This is a genomic window from Vibrio sp. NH-UV-68 (assembly GCF_042940635.1).
GTDB lineage: Bacteria > Pseudomonadota > Gammaproteobacteria > Enterobacterales > Vibrionaceae > Vibrio > Vibrio pacinii.
Map to the genome: position 1 here is coordinate 1,087,729 of NZ_CP134976.1, position 15,104 is coordinate 1,102,832.

Consider the following 15,104-nt stretch of genomic DNA (forward strand, 5'->3'; position numbering starts at 1 on the left):
GGCTTTTTATGATTGGCTACAACTCGAAACGCTTACGCATTGCGACATAGTAAAGAATGGGTATCACTAGCAACGTCAGTACGGTGGAGACAAAAATACCGAAGATCAAACTTATGGCTAAGCCATTGAAAATAGGATCATCGAGAATAAACCCTGCGCCAATCATTGCCGCCAGCGCAGTCAACATAATAGGTTTTGCCCGCACTGCGGCCGATTGAATAACCGCTTCAGCAAACTCAACACCCTCGGCAACCTGCTGGTTAATAAAATCTACCAACAAAATCGAGTTGCGCACAATAATACCCGCCAGCGCAATCATGCCGATCATTGATGTGGCGGTAAACTGCGCGCCGAGCAACGCATGCCCTGGCATAACGCCTATAATGGTCAACGGTATTGGCGCCATTATAATCAGTGGCACTAAGTAAGATTTAAATTGTGCGACGACCAACAGATAAATCAGTACCATACCCACTGCATAGGCGATGCCCATATCTCTGAAGGTTTCGTAGGTAATGGTCCACTCCCCATCCCACAAGACCGAAACCCCTTCTAATCCATCGGGCTGATTGATGTAGTACTGCTCGACATCCATCTGACTATCAAGCGCACTGCCGATATTAAACATGCCATACAGTGGGCTATCCACCGAGCCAGACATATCACCAACCACCATGATCATTGGAACCATGTTTTTATGCACGATATAGTCATCCATGCGAGTTTGCCGTACGGTGACCAAGTCAGACAAAGGATAAGCTTGACCAGTTTGGCTGCCTACTTTCATGTTTAATATTTGCTCCAAACGGACTTTGGCACTCTCACTTGCTTGCAGTTGAATCGGTACTGGGTACTTGCTGTGTTCGCTGTGCAGGTAGCTGACTGGTTTACCACCGACTGCCGTCGCCAACGCGTCCACAACCGATGCGTACGAAACTTGTAGGTGCGCAGCTTTACTGCGGTCAATCACCACCTGCCATTTCTGATGAACCTCGGGCAAGTACATATCAACATCAACAATGTCATCAGTTGCTCGAAATATTTGCCGAATCTCGCGTGCAGCTTGGCTGCGAATCTCTGGGGTTGGGCCATACACTTCAGCTAAAATTGGCGACCACACAGGTGGCCCAGGGGGCACTTCAACCACTTTAACTTTGCCGGCAAACTTTTGTGCTACTTGATTGAGCACAGGTCTGATGGCAGCGGCAATCTCATGACTGTCACGCTCACGTTCTTTGCGACTCACAAGATTAACTTGAATATCACCTTGATGAGATTGGTCACGAGTAAAATAGTGACGAACCAAGCCGTTGAAATTGATCGGTGCAGCAGTACCAGCGTAGATTTGATAGTTGGTCACTTCTGGTACTTGGTTTAGCTTAGTACCCATTTCAAATAACACTCGCTGAGTGCGCTCTAACGAGGTCCCTTCGGGCATATCAAGCACCACTTGGAACTCAGATTTATTATCAAATGGCAGCATTTTCAACACCACCGCTTGCATCACAGGCAACATGATCGAGCCTGCAATCAAAGCCAGAACCGCCAGCAGTAACATAAAACGGTTTCGTCCTTGAGCTTTCGCCGTAACAAAGGGCGCCATCATGGTATGAAAAACTGAATTCGCCTGAGTTTGTGGTTTGTGCGGTGATGGCTTCAACAAGTGGCTTGCCAACCAAGGAGAGACGACAAATGCCACGATTAAGGAGATAAGCATCCCCATTGAGGCGTTAATTGGAATAGGACTCATATAAGGCCCCATCAAGCCGCTCACGAAAGCCATTGGTAATAGCGCAGCAATCACAGTGAATGTGGCTAAAATGGTTGGCCCACCCACCTCATCGACCGCGCTAGGAATTAATTCTTTGAGTTTTGCCTTACCAAGCGACATATGTCGGTGGATATTTTCCACCACGACAATCGCATCATCGACCAATATTCCGATAGAGAAGATAAGCGCGAACAACGAAACGCGGTTTAAAGTAAATCCCCATGCCCATGACGCGAAAAGCGTGATCATTAAGGTAACAACAATCGCAAAACCGACCACGAACGCCTCACGCCACCCCATAGTCAGTATCACCAAAATCACCACCGCGGCAGTGGCAAACGCGAGCTTACCAATCAGCGTATTACTTTTATCGGCCGCTGTTTTACCGTAGTCACGGGTGATTTCAATATCGATACCATCAGGGATTAATTGATTTTCCAAATCAAGCAGGCGCGCTTCAATCGCCTTAGCAACATCTACCGCATTTTCACCCGCCTTTTTGGCAATCGCAATCGTCACGGCGGGGTAGATGTTCTGTTTATCACTGGTCCAAACGTTTTGAGTAGGAGTGTTGGCGCCGAGCTTAACCTCAGCAACATCTTGCAAATAAACCGGGGCGTTATTATGCAGACCAACGACCAGCTGGTTGACTTCTGCCACCTGAGTTATAAATTGACCGACTTGCACTGGAAAGGTCTGATTGTCATGAGTAAGGCGCAACATAGGTGAACGGGTATTCGCCGCAGGAAGGTGTTGATTGAGTTGGTCTAAAGTAATGCCAAAGCTGTTCATTTTGACCGGATCAAGCCTAACATCAACAATGGAATTATGACTTCCTATGGTATAGATATCACGCGTACCTTGAATACGTTTAAGTTCGGTTTCTAGCCCGTGAGCCACTTGAGTCAATTGTTGCTGGTCAAGTGCGCCGTTTCTGTCGCTTAAAGTGAGACTGACAATCGGCACATCTTCGATGCCTTTCGGTTTTATGATCGGCTCTCCAACCCCAACACCTTTAGGCATCCAGTCTTTATTTGAATAGAGTTTGTTGTAGATACGCACCACGGCATCGTTACGGCTAACACCCACCTCAAAGATAGCGACAATCATCGCACCGTCAGGCTGGGAGAAAGAGTACAGTTTATCGATACCTTGAATTTCTGAAATGATCTGCTCTGCCGGTGTGGTCACTAAACTTGCTACTTCTTGAGGTGAAGCACCAGGAAAGGGAATATACACATCGGCAAAAGTCACATCGATTTGAGGCTCTTCTTCTTTGGGTGTCACCATCACGGCAAATAAACCCATCAAAAGACCCACTAAGGCCAGTAAAGGCGTCATGGCTGAGTTTTGAAAGGCCGCTGCAATGCGACCCGAGATACCGAGTCGATTGTCCATAATTACTCTCCCTCAACAGTTAGAGCTAGCGTTGCAATAACATCGCCCTCTTCAAGGCCTGAAAGAACTTCGACATATTCGCCATACACCTGACCTAAGCGCACTGGATTCAAAACTTGTGCTTGGTTATCGATTCGATAAACCGAACTTAATTCGCCACGGCGCACCACCGCCGACTCCGGAATCACCAGCGTCTGCTTCACACCATAACGAAAAGCCGTTTTCACCCACATACCCGGTGCCAGTGACTCCATACTCTCGGGTAAAGACAAACGAATTTTAAAGGTATGCGATTGAGGATCGGCGTAACTAAATAGACTGAAATGGGTTGGGGCTATTTCAATACCATCTGCAGAGACAACATCAAATTGATCAATGCTTTGCACTTTGCCTTGATAACGTTGAGGGATCTCGGTTTCGACTCGAAGTAAGTTAAGTCCAAAACCGCTTAATAATGGTGTCCCTGGCGCAACGGTTTCACCCAATTCAACGTGGCGCTTAGTGACAATGCCATCGTAAGGCGCGCTAATATTGGTATAGCCTAAAGACTCCTTCGCTTGAGCAACATTGGCCCCAGCAGATGTCACCGCCGCAGCTGCGCTGCGAGCACGCGCTTGCGCACTGTCCATTTGATCTTGGGAAATGGCCCCTTTAGGAAACAGCTGTTTATAACGCTTTAATTGTGCCTGCGCTTCGTTGTTTTGTGCAACAGCACTTAACAACTGCGCCTCGGCCGCGTCAAGGGACGCTGATTGTTGAACGGCGCTGATTTCTAGTAGTACCGCGCCTTGTTTAACATAGTCATTAACATCGACATACAGACCGACAACTCGGCCTGACGTTTGCGCCGCTACCGTGCCTTGATTCACTGGCTGAACAACACCGTCGAGATGAATAATCTGCGAAAGTGGCTCCAAACTGACGGTGTATCGCTGATCGGTTTGCTGAGCATTGACACTCATTGCCGTCGCACACGCAACGGCAACACTCCAACTTATCATGTTCATTACCACCACTCCCTGTTTCGATTCATTTCATCCATGATAGACACTACGCGGTTTGCGTTTGTGACTTGCGACTATCTTTCATACTAATCAATAAGTTTGTCACTCCGAGACCCACCATCATGCTAGCAAAGAAGATCCAAACCCCAATGTTGCCTAGCGCCAAGCTTGACATTGCAGGTCCAGGACAAATGCCTGCTAATCCCCAACCTAAGCCAAAAATTGCGGCACCGCTGACTAAACGTGCGTCTATACGTGTTTTTTTAGCTAAACAAAACTCATCCGCGACTACTGGTGCTTGTAACGGCTTGATGATAAGAAAATAGGCTGGCATATAGATCAATAACGCCCCGCCCATCACAAAGGCCAAGCTTGGATCCCAAGCGCCTGCGACGTCTAAAAAGCCCAAGACTTTATTAGGGTCAGCCATGCCTGAAATAATCATCCCTAGACCAAACAAAAAACCGGTAAATAAAGCGGTTAAGCGGAAAATTAACTTGTTCATTTGATTTCTCACTACGGGTTAAACTAGGTGAAAACGGACAAATACCGTCATGGCGGCGACTATCATAAAGATCATGGTTGCGATGATGGAGCGATGCGATAAACGTCCTATTCCACAAATACCGTGGCCGCTTGTGCAGCCATTACCTAAACGGGTGCCAATACCAACCAGCAAACCTGCCGCACCGAGTACCCAGACACTGCTATCAAAGCTTGTAGGTATTTCACTAGCAAACACAGACACACCGATAACCCCACCAAGCACCATGCCGAGCGAAAACAATAAACGCCACGCAAAGTCTGAAGTTCTAGGCGTCAATAACCCAGTCATAATGCCGCTAATACCTGCGATCTTACCGTTTAGCAACAACAATAGGGTCGCTGAGACTCCTAATAACATGCCTCCTGCTAATGATTCCCAAGGAATGGTGAAAGCCATAACTACCTCTAACTGAACAAAAATTTAACCACAAAATGTGGACTGTAAATTGTGAATAAGCTGAACGACACGCTCATCGTCCAACGAATAGAAAACTTGCTGCGATTCTTTACGCGATTTGATTAACCCATGCTTGCGCAGTACGGTAAGATGCTGAGAAAACGCCGACTGACTTAACACCGAACTGGTCTGCAAAGCGCCTACCCCAACTTCTCCTTCAGTCAACTGACACAGCACCATCAATCGCTCTGGATGAGCCATTACTTTCAACAAATCAGCTGCTTCGACGGCTTTATTTTGCATCTCCGCAATATTAACTGCCTGATCTTTCATGACTCACCTCAGCTTAAATAGATACATTAGATAATACTAAACAATAAGCTTTAGTCAACTCTAATTTAGCATTAGTGAAATTAGACAAATAAATATTAGACTTTTCTAATTTATAACCCTATAGTGATCAGCAGTAGAGGAAATAGAGACATAAGGAGAACGTTATGACGCTTGAAAATGCAATTCGAGTATTGGCTGGAAGTATGGTACTTATCTCAGTCATTTTGACATTTACCGTGCATAGTAACTTTGTGTGGTTGACTGTTTTTGTTGGCGTTAATCTGATTCAGAGTGCATTCACAGGGATTTGCCCGGCAGTCTATTTTCTTAAAAAGTTAGGTTTCCAATAACGGAGTTATAAATGACTAAGATTGTTATCGTTGGCGGTGTCGCAGGTGGCGCCTCAGCAGCAGCTCGTGCTCGTCGTTTAAGTGAAGACGCGCAAATTATCATGTTCGAACGTGGCCCATTTGTTTCTTTAGTCAACTGCATGATAGACGACATTAAAAATAGTTTAGCACTGCTCTTAATATAATCTTAAAAACAAACAAAAATTCACTTGTTTTCGAGTGTATTATTGTTTGTTTTTTACTCGCTAAGTTGGAGTGTCTATATGACCAAAATTCTCATTGTCGGTGGTGTGGCTGGCGGTGCATCAGCAGCAGCCCGCGCTCGTCGTTTAAGTGAAGATGCAGAAATTATTATGTTCGAACGAGGTAATTTCGTGTCTTTTGCTAACTGTGGCCTTCCCTATCACATCGGTGGCGACATCAAAGATCGCAGTAAATTATTGCTACAAACACCAGAAAGCTTTTTAGCGCGTTTCAACGTTGATGTTCGTGTAATGAATGAAGTGGTATCGATAAGCCGTCAAGACAAAACAGTGACAGTAAAAAATCTTCTTGATGGCTCAGAATACGAAGAGACATACGACTTCCTATTACTTAGCCCAGGTGCAGGCCCTATCGTTCCACCAATCCCTGGTCTGGATAATCCGTTGACTCATTCACTACGTAATATCCCTGATATGGATCGCATCATTAAAACGATCCAGATGAACAAGCCAGAGCACGCCACGGTTGTAGGCGGCGGTTTCATTGGTTTAGAAGTAATGGAAGCCTTCCACCAACTGGGGATTAAAACCACTTTGCTTGAAATGGCAGAGCAAGTCATGACACCTGTTGACCGTGAAATGGCAGGTTTTGCTCACGCAGAAATCCGTGAAAAAGGGATCGACCTGAAGCTTGGGGTGGCGCTTGAATCTGTTCAGTTCTTACCTAACGAGCATATTGCAAGTATCGAGGCTGGTGAAAGCGAAAAGCACCAACACTTAGAAGGTGAACTGGAACTCACTCTGAATAACGGTGAAAAACTCACCACCGATATTTTGATTATGGCAATTGGTGTTCGCCCTGAGACCAAATTGGCAAAAGAAGCTGGCTTAGAAATCGGTGCTCTAGGTGGTATTTATACCAATGAATACATGCAAACTAGCGATCCTTCAATTTACGCTGTTGGTGATGCAGTTGAAGAAAAAGATTTTGTCACTGGCGAGCAGACACTTGTTCCTCTAGCTGGACCAGCAAACCGTCAAGGTCGTATGGCTGCTGATAACATGCTAGGTCGCAAAGAAACTTACCAAGGTACACAAGGTACTGCGATTTGTAAGATCTTCGACCTTGCTGTGGCTTCAACAGGTAAAAATGAGAAACAATTGAAACATGCTGGCGTTGAATACGAAAAAGTTTACGTCCATACCGCAAGCCACGCGAGTTACTATCCTGGTGCTGAAGTCGTTTCATTTAAAATGTTGTTCGATCCAAAATCGGGCAAGATTTTCGGTGCTCAAGCAGTCGGTAAAGACGGTATCGATAAACGCATCGACGTTATGGCCGTGGCTCAACGCGCAGGTATGACGGTAGAGCAACTTCAACATTTAGAATTGACTTACGCGCCACCTTACGGCAGTGCAAAAGATGTGCTCAACCAAGCTGCGTTTGTCGCAAACAACATCATCAAAGGTGACGCGACTGCGATTCATTATGATGAAATCGATAAATTGTCTGAAAACCAGGTCCTTCTTGATGTACGTAATCCAGGTGAACTTGAGTCGGTAGGATATCTTGAAGGTGCAATCAACATTCCTGTTGACCAATTACGTCATCGTATGAACGAACTACCAAAAGACAAAGAGATTGTGATTTACTGTCAAGTTGGGTTACGTGGTAACGTTGCTTATCGTCAGTTAGTTAACAATGGTTACAAAGCTCGTAATCTTATAGGCGGTTATCGAACTTATCTTCATTCAAAAATCTAATTACTATTAACACAATTGACAGCCAGCACTTTGATTGCTGGCTGTCGTATAACCTACCGTATCCCTTAATAGTCAGTCCACTGTGCTATAAAATCAGCGCTAGCTATTTTGTTAACTAATTATAAGATTTAGATACTCCTATCCGCCTTCAATTTTCTTCAGAAGAAACAGATGACTAGTTTACTAATACACATCAACAACACCAAAGTTGGCCATCTAACCAAGATTAACAATAGTCAAATGCAGTTTTGTTACGATAAGAAATGGTTAGATCAGCCGCATGCCTACCCGATTTCGCTGTCTCTTCCACTTCAACATCAACCACACAAAGGTGACCCTGTAGCAAACTATTTTGATAATCTGTTACCCGACCTAACTTCAACACGTAAGAACATACAGCGTCGCTATAGCACCGCCTCAACAAATACCTTCGACTTATTGCATGCAATCGGTCGAGACTGCGTAGGCTCATTATCATTAGTACCTGAGACTGAAATTGTGGATAGTTTAGCTCCAACCATGTTGGAACCACTTTCAATTGATTGCTTACACAACATTTTATCTGCACATAAGCACAACATCCCACTTGGCATGCTCAATAAGCTAAGTAATTTTCGTGTCACAGTATCTGGCGCTCAAGAAAAAACAACACTGTTGAAGATTAAGAATAATTGGTATTTACCCAACTACAATTATCCCAGTACTCATATTCTCAAATTCCCAATCGGTTTTATTCAGCAACCATTCTCAACTCTAGACATGACTGAGAGCGTTGAAAATGAATATTTCTGTGTCAAACTTGCAGAAACAGTGGGCTTTCACGTACCAAAGGTTGAGATACTAGAAGTCGAGGAAATGAAAGCGCTAGCTGTGGAACGCTTTGATAGATACTGGTCGAAAGATGAAGGCGCACTTATTCGGTTGGCTCAAGAGGACATGTGCCAGGCAATGTCTTTACCCACCCGCTTGAAATATCAAATTGACGGAGGAATCGGTATTGCAGAAATAATGCAGCTATTGAACGGATCAACAAACGCCCCAAAAGACCGTGATGACTTCATTCGCTTTCAAGTATTTCAATGGTTGATAGGTGCAACCGACGGGCATGCAAAGAACTTTTCAATTTTTATTGAAGCCAATGGCGCTTATAAACTAACCCCCTTCTACGACATTATGTCTGCCTATCCTACCACTCAAGGTAGAGGTATTAACACTCGAAAACTAAAGCTGGCTATGTCGTTAAAATCCACTTCAAAAGGTAATAAGTGGCATCTAGAAAAGATTTATCCCCGTCACTTTATTGCAACAGCAGAAACCGTTGGTTTCTGCACAATTCGAATGCAAGAGATACTTGAAGAGTTTGTAGACGCCTTTCCGAATGCTATTGACCAAGTAGTGAACCAGCTACCCAACGGCTTTCCTGTTCATATCGTAGATTCAATAACCACTAACGCACTGAGGATGTTGAACAAGATTAGGTTGGCAAACCGAAAGATGTGACAAATATGCACAGAAATGAGTCAGTGATTTTGTGAAAGTAGCATTTTGCGAATTATTTACAGTGACCTTTACATTTAAGACTATAGGCAGTTTCAGCTAGCCACTTCAAAAGAACAAAGTTCACTTCTCTTCTTGAAGTTTTTTAATTTGCTCTTCCAGGTCATTAACTAATGCAGAACTAATTGAATTAAATGCTTTTAACTGTTCAATTCTTTTTGTATACCTTTCTACCTTCTCCTTCGCTTCCTTTTCTGCTGGACGTTCAGCGTCCTCATCACCCAATAGTTTTATTAAAACTCTTGCTTCGCTTACGTGTGTTCTCTTTTTAAGTAAAGCTAGCCAGTCCGCAACGTCATCATCCATAGCCGATGCAGCTGCTTGTTCAAAAGCGAATGAAACTAAAGATTTTGCTGTTTTATCAAGGTTATAGCCTAAGTCAACCCAAGATCGTACATCCTCAGAAAAATTAGGTTCTTCTTTTTCGGGGACTCTATAATATCTCGGATATGAATTTTCTGGATCTAGTGATTCTAACGCCTTGAAAACAGGTTCAAATTGCTCAAACGGTCTTGAGCCATGGGGGAAATGCGAACGATGCTGCCATAACGTCAGAATTGTTTCAAAGCACCTATGCTTTGATTCTTGCATACTACTCTCATCTGAGTATTCAATCTCATGAATTTGTTCTGCAAGATAGTTGACCATCCACTCTGTGATTTCGTCTTTTTCACCTGCTTTAAGACTCTTCAGTAGCTTTTTCCCTAAACGAATAACTTCTTCTTGTGTCTCTAATTCTTCCATCTCCAGACAAAAGGAATGTTTTGCTGTATCTAGGGATGTATCCATAATTATCATCACTCTTATTGTTATAACGACCAACCAGCGAACGTTTCATGTTTACTTGAATAGCTATTTCGATATCTAGTTCCCGACATACAGCAAGCAAGAACTCCATCGATGCTTTGCTTCTTATACCAGCTCGGTAATCAGTATCGTGATCTAGAGGTTTTTCATCACTCCATAGCTCATTAATAATTGAAGCTCGATTAGATCCCGCCATAAACCATTTTTTTCCGTACTTACAGCGACGTAAATCAAATCTTTCTACTACTTTGTCTTCTGGAGTGAACATCCGAGGATCAATGTCACCAGCGTATGGGTCATTCTTATCAAGTCCATAAACATACTCCTCTCTTGTGAGCCACGCTTTACCTTTAAATTGATGATTCAGTGAGTCTACTCTCATGTCATTATCACAGAAGTTTGACAAGTAGGTTTCATGCATATGATTGTCAAAACTTGTAATAGTTCTTAAAAAACAATCACCTAATTGTTTCGGGATGAATGCGCTAGAGATCGAAATTCTCTCATTATAACCATCCGAATATTCATTCCAATCCGCACCGATATTAATCCAAATCCCACTTTCAGACTCGGTATACAACATATCCAGAAAATCAGACGAGGTTATTTCCCATAGCCAGTTTTCACCTTTATCTTCTGAAACCCAACCTCTACGTTCAAGTGGAAATGGGTCTCTCAAATTCGCAAGTAAATAGTCTCGAGTACCACAAAGTAGGTGCCTTTCTAACCAATCTGACCAACTATCCTCTGCAAAGTCAGAGTGTTGAACTACTGGCATCGTTACCAATAGCTTTGAAGCCACAGTTAACATTGCGTGATAAGAAATATAAAATTGGTAATTATCTATTTCTGGGTATTCACCATGACTGTGCCATGTTTTTCTGTTTCTACGATTACTCCATAGATCCTTACGAGGGTCATCGATGTACTTTTCTTCAAACGACATGTTCCACTCACCCAAGACTACATCAACTGCTAGGTCTGCAACTTCTTTTGAAGATATTCCAAATACTCTTCCAAGTGGCTCAAACCAATAATGGTCGAAGTCATGATCAAACCATAGCTCACGAGATGTATCTAGAGTGCCGCACGCATGCCAAGGTGAACTGATTTGATACCCATATTTTTCTACTTTTGTTGGGGCTAACAGGCTTTTCCCTACTCGACTTAAAACGTTTAACGTCTGCTCATCATAACAACCAGGAAATGCCTCTTCGATTTTTCTCGCAATTTCTTTTGAATAGAGCTGTATTAATATATTAGAGTTACTCTGCATTGCTAACACAGCAAAACTTTTTTTTCGACTTTGTAAAAACATAACCCCATCAGAAGAGCATACAGACAATGCCATTAATAGATAAAGCTTGGCATGCATTTCGTAGAATGGAAATGCGGGAGGTACAAACTCTTTTACATCATCAGAAATCATCAAATCAATCAGTATCTCTATCAGCTCCTTACACCCAAGTTTGTAAAGTCGAATCACAGCATGGACAGTACGCCAGCGTTCAGTGTTTTCAGGCGAACCTAAATTAGCAAAGAGATATGCTGCTAGAGATTCAGTTACTGTTTTCGAAGAAGCAAAGTACTCACTCCAACACCCATCGGCAAAATCGTCATCAATATGCAATTCAAACCTTTTGAGACCATAATCCAAAAGACTTTCAGCCTCATTCGTACTAATAAGCGAAGTACAATAGTTAGCAAATCCGAACAATGCTGTTGCAGACTCTAAATCAACCGAGTTTGAAAAACCGTCCAATACACCGTCTTGAATGGCCTGTAGGGTTGAAGTTGAGCAATCAAGATCACCTAGTATGTAGTTTCTTTCATAAATATTTGTGAACCTATATGGGTATCTTTTCGCAAGACACTTCATCATATGGCACCAAGCTTGCTCGACACTCGGTCTTGCTTTCCATTCAGTAGGAAAGAACTTTAAACAATTTCTGATATCGTAAAAGTCAAGAAATTCGGCACTCTTAAGAACGTCTAAAAACTCCACGACATTTCGAGATGACAACTTGCTATAACATCCATTCCAAAATCGGTCAGATTCCCAATATTTGTTTGTTGTTGCACTTTTTTCAAATGCACTTCTAAGTCCTTGAACCTTTAGAATGTCAAAGTTTCCATAGATAGAGTTCCAATCGTATTCTTCAGTATCTTCTTTCCTTTGCGACATTAAAGAACCAGACTCAGAACGTTTCTCTAAGATCTTTAGATGAGTAAGATTACAAAGTTCAGCATTGTTTAACTTGTTCCTGGAAGCGGTTTTTTCTACAATTTTCCAGTCTGTCCCCCTAACATCTCTTGCCCGAAGATCTTGAACTAAATAATCAAACATAATCTGTTTTTTTTGTGGATTTACTTCTTGATCAATACAATTCGATACAAATTCTATGTAATCGTAATCCCATGAAAAAGCGGATAAACTCCAAACGATGTCTGGTGTCAATTGGTTTGAGTTCAAGGCACTATTTGCCAACGCTACTAACTGTCTTTCACTCCAGCCTATTTGTCTATCTTTCCATCTGCTAGCTACTGAAAATGCATATTGAGGTGACAGCATAAAGCAAGTATTAAGTGCATCATTCCTATCCCAGTACTTTTCCTTAGCTACCGTTTCACCTATCAATTCGGCACAACGCATAAATCGGTGCGCCATTTCAGGTTTGTTGTTTTTGTTTGCACAACTTCTTTTAGCAATACTGACAATCGATTCCCAACGAACGACGGCCTCGTCACCAAAGTTAGAGGCAATTTCAATCGCTTTATTAAAATACAGTGAAGCTTCTTTTAAACTTAAGGACATAACTGCGCGAGAGAGGGCTATATATTGCTCTGAGTATGATTCTGGAGACTCGTCAGTATTAAATTGCTGCAATTCTTCATAGCAAGACACCTCAAATGCGTCACTAAGCGCCCCTAACTCTTCTTGACGACAGCAAACTCGAAGCAATGAGAGTTTATCGTTGGTTCTTATACTTACCTTTTCATCGTTAAAGTCATTTAAGAAATTCTCAACTTCCTTCTTCTTGTTTCCTTTATAGAAAATAATATTCCTGAACCTTTGAAGTGAGCACTCGTAACGAATGGAATGATAACGATCATAGTACCCATACGAATCATTACGGCTACCTGAAGCGATTAGGATATGCTCTTCTTCTAAGTTAATACTCTGACCAGCCCATATTTTAGATGCGACCAAGTACCAAGGAAGTAGCTTTTCGAGTGACTCTTTAGCTTTTGCTAAGTCATTTCTTTCACGTTTGGGGTCTTCTTTTGAAACCCACTCACTCGGTATGATTTCTTCTACTGTGGTCGAGAATGTTTTTTTTAAGGCCAGCTTAATACTGACAGACCGCATAAATACTGTACGACTACCTAAATGTTGATAGTCATCAGCTACGGAATAGAGGCGAGGCGTACCTATATAATAATTTAATGCACGAAGAATATTTTTGGCTGGAAGCTGTTCGATAGTACAAGCTTCAAAAAAAGACAAAAATGCATCTGAGCTATAACCTGAATGGTAGAGGTCATCTGGTTTCTCAAGCCTCATAGTCGGTTTTACAATTTGATTCAAACACTGAGTTAAGCACTCTCTAGGGGGGGATTTACCGACCCTGACCAGCTCGCTTGTTACAGCTAATATGAAGCTTGGATTTTTTTTCCCGTAGATAGCCATTTTTGAAATAGAGTCAAAATCCCCTAAATCAATAAGTCTACGGATGAAGGTTTCTGTTACTTTAAATATTGTAGTGGTCAACTAAAATTGGCCACGGTTTTAGAGTTTTCCCAATATAATCGTTCTGATTCATTGGGAGTTAGACCACCGTTATACTGATGTGGTCTGAGTTGGCAGTAGTATCCGATAATGTAACGGGTAATCTCTTGTTGAGCCTCAGCGAAGCTACGATAACCCACAGTTGGCACCCATTCAGTCTTCAGACTTCTAAAGAAACGCTCCATCGGCGCATTATCCCAACAATTTCCTCGGCGAGATAAACTCTGTTTTATTTGAAAACGCCACAGCAATTGACGGTATTTACGGCTAGTATAATGACTGCCTTGATCGCTATGGAACATAACACCTTTAGGCTTACCACGTGACTCATAAGCTATCGAAAGAGCTTTGCCTGTTAGTTTAGAATCAGGTGATAGAGACATCGACCAGCCAATCACTTTTCGGGCAAAAAGATCGATAACAACGGCTAAATACATCCACCGATTACCTGTCCAAATATACGTCACATCACCAGCCCAGACCTCATTTGGGGCGGTAACCGCAAACTGACGACCTAAGTGATTTGGAACGTCAATATGTTCTTGTGAAGCTTTTCGGTAACGATGTTTTGGCACTTGGCAACTCACTAAACCAAGCGTTCTCATAAGTTTTGTTGCTCGGTATCGGCTCAGCTTTACACCCTGATTTGTGACTATATCTGCAATGGTTCTAGCTCCCGCAGAGCCATTGCTTGCAGCGTGAGCCTCACTGACCAAGCTGCGCAACTTTACTGTTTCAGCGTTAATTACCGTTGGGCGTTTAAGCCAATAGTGATAACTACTTCGATGAACATTGAAGACTTCGCATAATGTTTTTACGCTGTAGCTCTGCTTGAGTTTCTTGATTATCAAGAATTGTTCAGTGAGTCCGACATCAACAGAGCCGTGGCTTTTTTTAATATTTCATTATGCTCTTCAAGGCGAGCCAACTTCTTTTTTAATTCCCGAATTTCTATTTGCTCAGGGGTCATCGGTGAAGCTTTCGGTGTTTTTCCTTGGCGCTCTTCTCTAAGCTGGCGAACCCACTTATCCATCGTGGACTTGCCCACATTCATGGCTTGGGCTGCTTCAGTCACTGAGTAATTTTGGTCTAGGACTAACTGAGCTGCTTCTAACTTAAATTCAGCGCTAAATAGTCGTCTTGTACGTTTTGTCATAGTGTCACCTGTTAACTTATGAGGTGAT

Annotated in this window: 12 protein-coding genes; 4 read left to right on the top strand and 8 right to left on the bottom strand. The window is 42.7% G+C overall.

The window, feature by feature from the left end:
• Positions 1-16: 16 nt before the first annotated feature.
• From ViNHUV68_RS19205 to ViNHUV68_RS19225, 5 genes are read right to left on the bottom strand one after another with little or no spacing between them, the layout of a single operon-like run.
• The gene (locus ViNHUV68_RS19205) at positions 17-3,169 is read right to left on the bottom strand and encodes an efflux RND transporter permease subunit (RefSeq protein WP_391090748.1); all 3,153 of its coding nucleotides are present in this window, start codon (positions 3,167-3,169) and stop codon (positions 17-19) included.
• Positions 3,170-3,171: 2 nt separating this feature from the next.
• Positions 3,172-4,176 (bottom strand): efflux RND transporter periplasmic adaptor subunit, encoded by a 1,005-nt coding sequence (locus ViNHUV68_RS19210; protein ID WP_391090750.1) that lies wholly within the window; start codon positions 4,174-4,176, stop codon positions 3,172-3,174.
• Positions 4,177-4,219: 43 nt separating this feature from the next.
• Positions 4,220-4,678, bottom strand: coding sequence for a DUF6691 family protein (locus ViNHUV68_RS19215; RefSeq protein WP_391090752.1), 459 nt, complete (start codon positions 4,676-4,678; stop codon positions 4,220-4,222).
• An 18-nt stretch (positions 4,679-4,696) separates the two neighbouring features.
• Positions 4,697-5,116: a YeeE/YedE thiosulfate transporter family protein gene (locus ViNHUV68_RS19220; protein WP_391090753.1), complete on the bottom strand. Its 420-nt coding sequence runs from the start codon at positions 5,114-5,116 to the stop codon at positions 4,697-4,699.
• Between the two features lie 24 nt (positions 5,117-5,140).
• A complete protein-coding gene (locus ViNHUV68_RS19225; RefSeq protein ID WP_038176661.1) occupies positions 5,141-5,449 on the bottom strand; it encodes a metalloregulator ArsR/SmtB family transcription factor in 309 nt (102 codons plus the stop codon).
• Positions 5,450-5,613: 164 nt separating this feature from the next.
• On the opposite strand from ViNHUV68_RS19225, the gene ViNHUV68_RS19230 reads away from it, so the two are divergent.
• The 4 genes from ViNHUV68_RS19230 to ViNHUV68_RS19245 all read left to right on the top strand — a co-directional run bounded on the left by ViNHUV68_RS19230 (position 5,614) and on the right by ViNHUV68_RS19245 (position 9,266).
• A complete protein-coding gene (locus ViNHUV68_RS19230) occupies positions 5,614-5,799 on the top strand; it encodes a DUF2892 domain-containing protein (RefSeq protein WP_038176663.1) in 186 nt (61 codons plus the stop codon).
• Positions 5,800-5,810: 11 nt separating this feature from the next.
• Positions 5,811-5,984, top strand: a complete 174-nt coding sequence (locus tag ViNHUV68_RS19235; RefSeq protein ID WP_391091886.1) for a pyridine nucleotide-disulfide oxidoreductase — start codon at positions 5,811-5,813, stop codon at positions 5,982-5,984.
• 78 nt (positions 5,985-6,062) lie between these two features.
• Positions 6,063-7,766: an FAD-dependent oxidoreductase gene (locus tag ViNHUV68_RS19240; RefSeq protein WP_391090756.1), complete on the top strand. Its 1,704-nt coding sequence runs from the start codon at positions 6,063-6,065 to the stop codon at positions 7,764-7,766.
• Between the two features lie 171 nt (positions 7,767-7,937).
• Positions 7,938-9,266 (top strand): HipA domain-containing protein, encoded by a 1,329-nt coding sequence (locus ViNHUV68_RS19245; protein WP_391090758.1) that lies wholly within the window; start codon positions 7,938-7,940, stop codon positions 9,264-9,266.
• Between the two features lie 120 nt (positions 9,267-9,386).
• On the opposite strand, the gene ViNHUV68_RS19250 is transcribed toward ViNHUV68_RS19245, so the two are convergent.
• The 3 genes from ViNHUV68_RS19250 to ViNHUV68_RS19260 form a co-directional block, all read right to left on the bottom strand.
• The gene (locus tag ViNHUV68_RS19250; protein ID WP_203473822.1) at positions 9,387-10,067 is read right to left on the bottom strand and encodes a hypothetical protein; all 681 of its coding nucleotides are present in this window, start codon (positions 10,065-10,067) and stop codon (positions 9,387-9,389) included.
• Positions 10,003-13,902, bottom strand: a complete 3,900-nt coding sequence (locus ViNHUV68_RS19255) for a hypothetical protein (RefSeq protein ID WP_391090760.1) — start codon at positions 13,900-13,902, stop codon at positions 10,003-10,005. Before ViNHUV68_RS19255 ends, ViNHUV68_RS19250 begins: the two co-directional genes overlap by 65 nt.
• Positions 13,899-15,076 (bottom strand): IS3 family transposase gene (locus ViNHUV68_RS19260; RefSeq protein ID WP_391087173.1). Its coding sequence is split into 2 segments (ribosomal slippage): positions 13,899-14,818 and positions 14,818-15,076, totalling 1,179 coding nucleotides; the frame shifts between segments, so codons are not numbered across the junction. Before ViNHUV68_RS19260 ends, ViNHUV68_RS19255 begins: the two co-directional genes overlap by 4 nt.
• Positions 15,077-15,104 lie beyond the last annotated feature (28 nt).

Excerpts from the sequence above, each read along its gene's own strand:
- ViNHUV68_RS19205 (WP_391090748.1), bottom strand. The coding sequence starts at position 3,169 with ATGGACAATCGACTCGGTATCTCGGGTCGCATTGCAGCGGCCTTTCAA.
- ViNHUV68_RS19210 (WP_391090750.1), bottom strand. The coding sequence starts at position 4,176 with ATGAACATGATAAGTTGGAGTGTTGCCGTTGCGTGTGCGACGGCAATG.
- ViNHUV68_RS19215 (WP_391090752.1), bottom strand. The coding sequence starts at position 4,678 with ATGAACAAGTTAATTTTCCGCTTAACCGCTTTATTTACCGGTTTTTTG.
- ViNHUV68_RS19220 (WP_391090753.1), bottom strand. The coding sequence starts at position 5,116 with ATGGCTTTCACCATTCCTTGGGAATCATTAGCAGGAGGCATGTTATTA.
- ViNHUV68_RS19225 (WP_038176661.1), bottom strand. The coding sequence starts at position 5,449 with ATGAAAGATCAGGCAGTTAATATTGCGGAGATGCAAAATAAAGCCGTC.
- ViNHUV68_RS19230 (WP_038176663.1), top strand. The coding sequence starts at position 5,614 with ATGACGCTTGAAAATGCAATTCGAGTATTGGCTGGAAGTATGGTACTT.
- ViNHUV68_RS19235 (WP_391091886.1), top strand. The coding sequence starts at position 5,811 with ATGACTAAGATTGTTATCGTTGGCGGTGTCGCAGGTGGCGCCTCAGCA.
- ViNHUV68_RS19240 (WP_391090756.1), top strand. The coding sequence starts at position 6,063 with ATGACCAAAATTCTCATTGTCGGTGGTGTGGCTGGCGGTGCATCAGCA.
- ViNHUV68_RS19245 (WP_391090758.1), top strand. The coding sequence starts at position 7,938 with ATGACTAGTTTACTAATACACATCAACAACACCAAAGTTGGCCATCTA.
- ViNHUV68_RS19250 (WP_203473822.1), bottom strand. The coding sequence starts at position 10,067 with ATGGAAGAATTAGAGACACAAGAAGAAGTTATTCGTTTAGGGAAAAAG.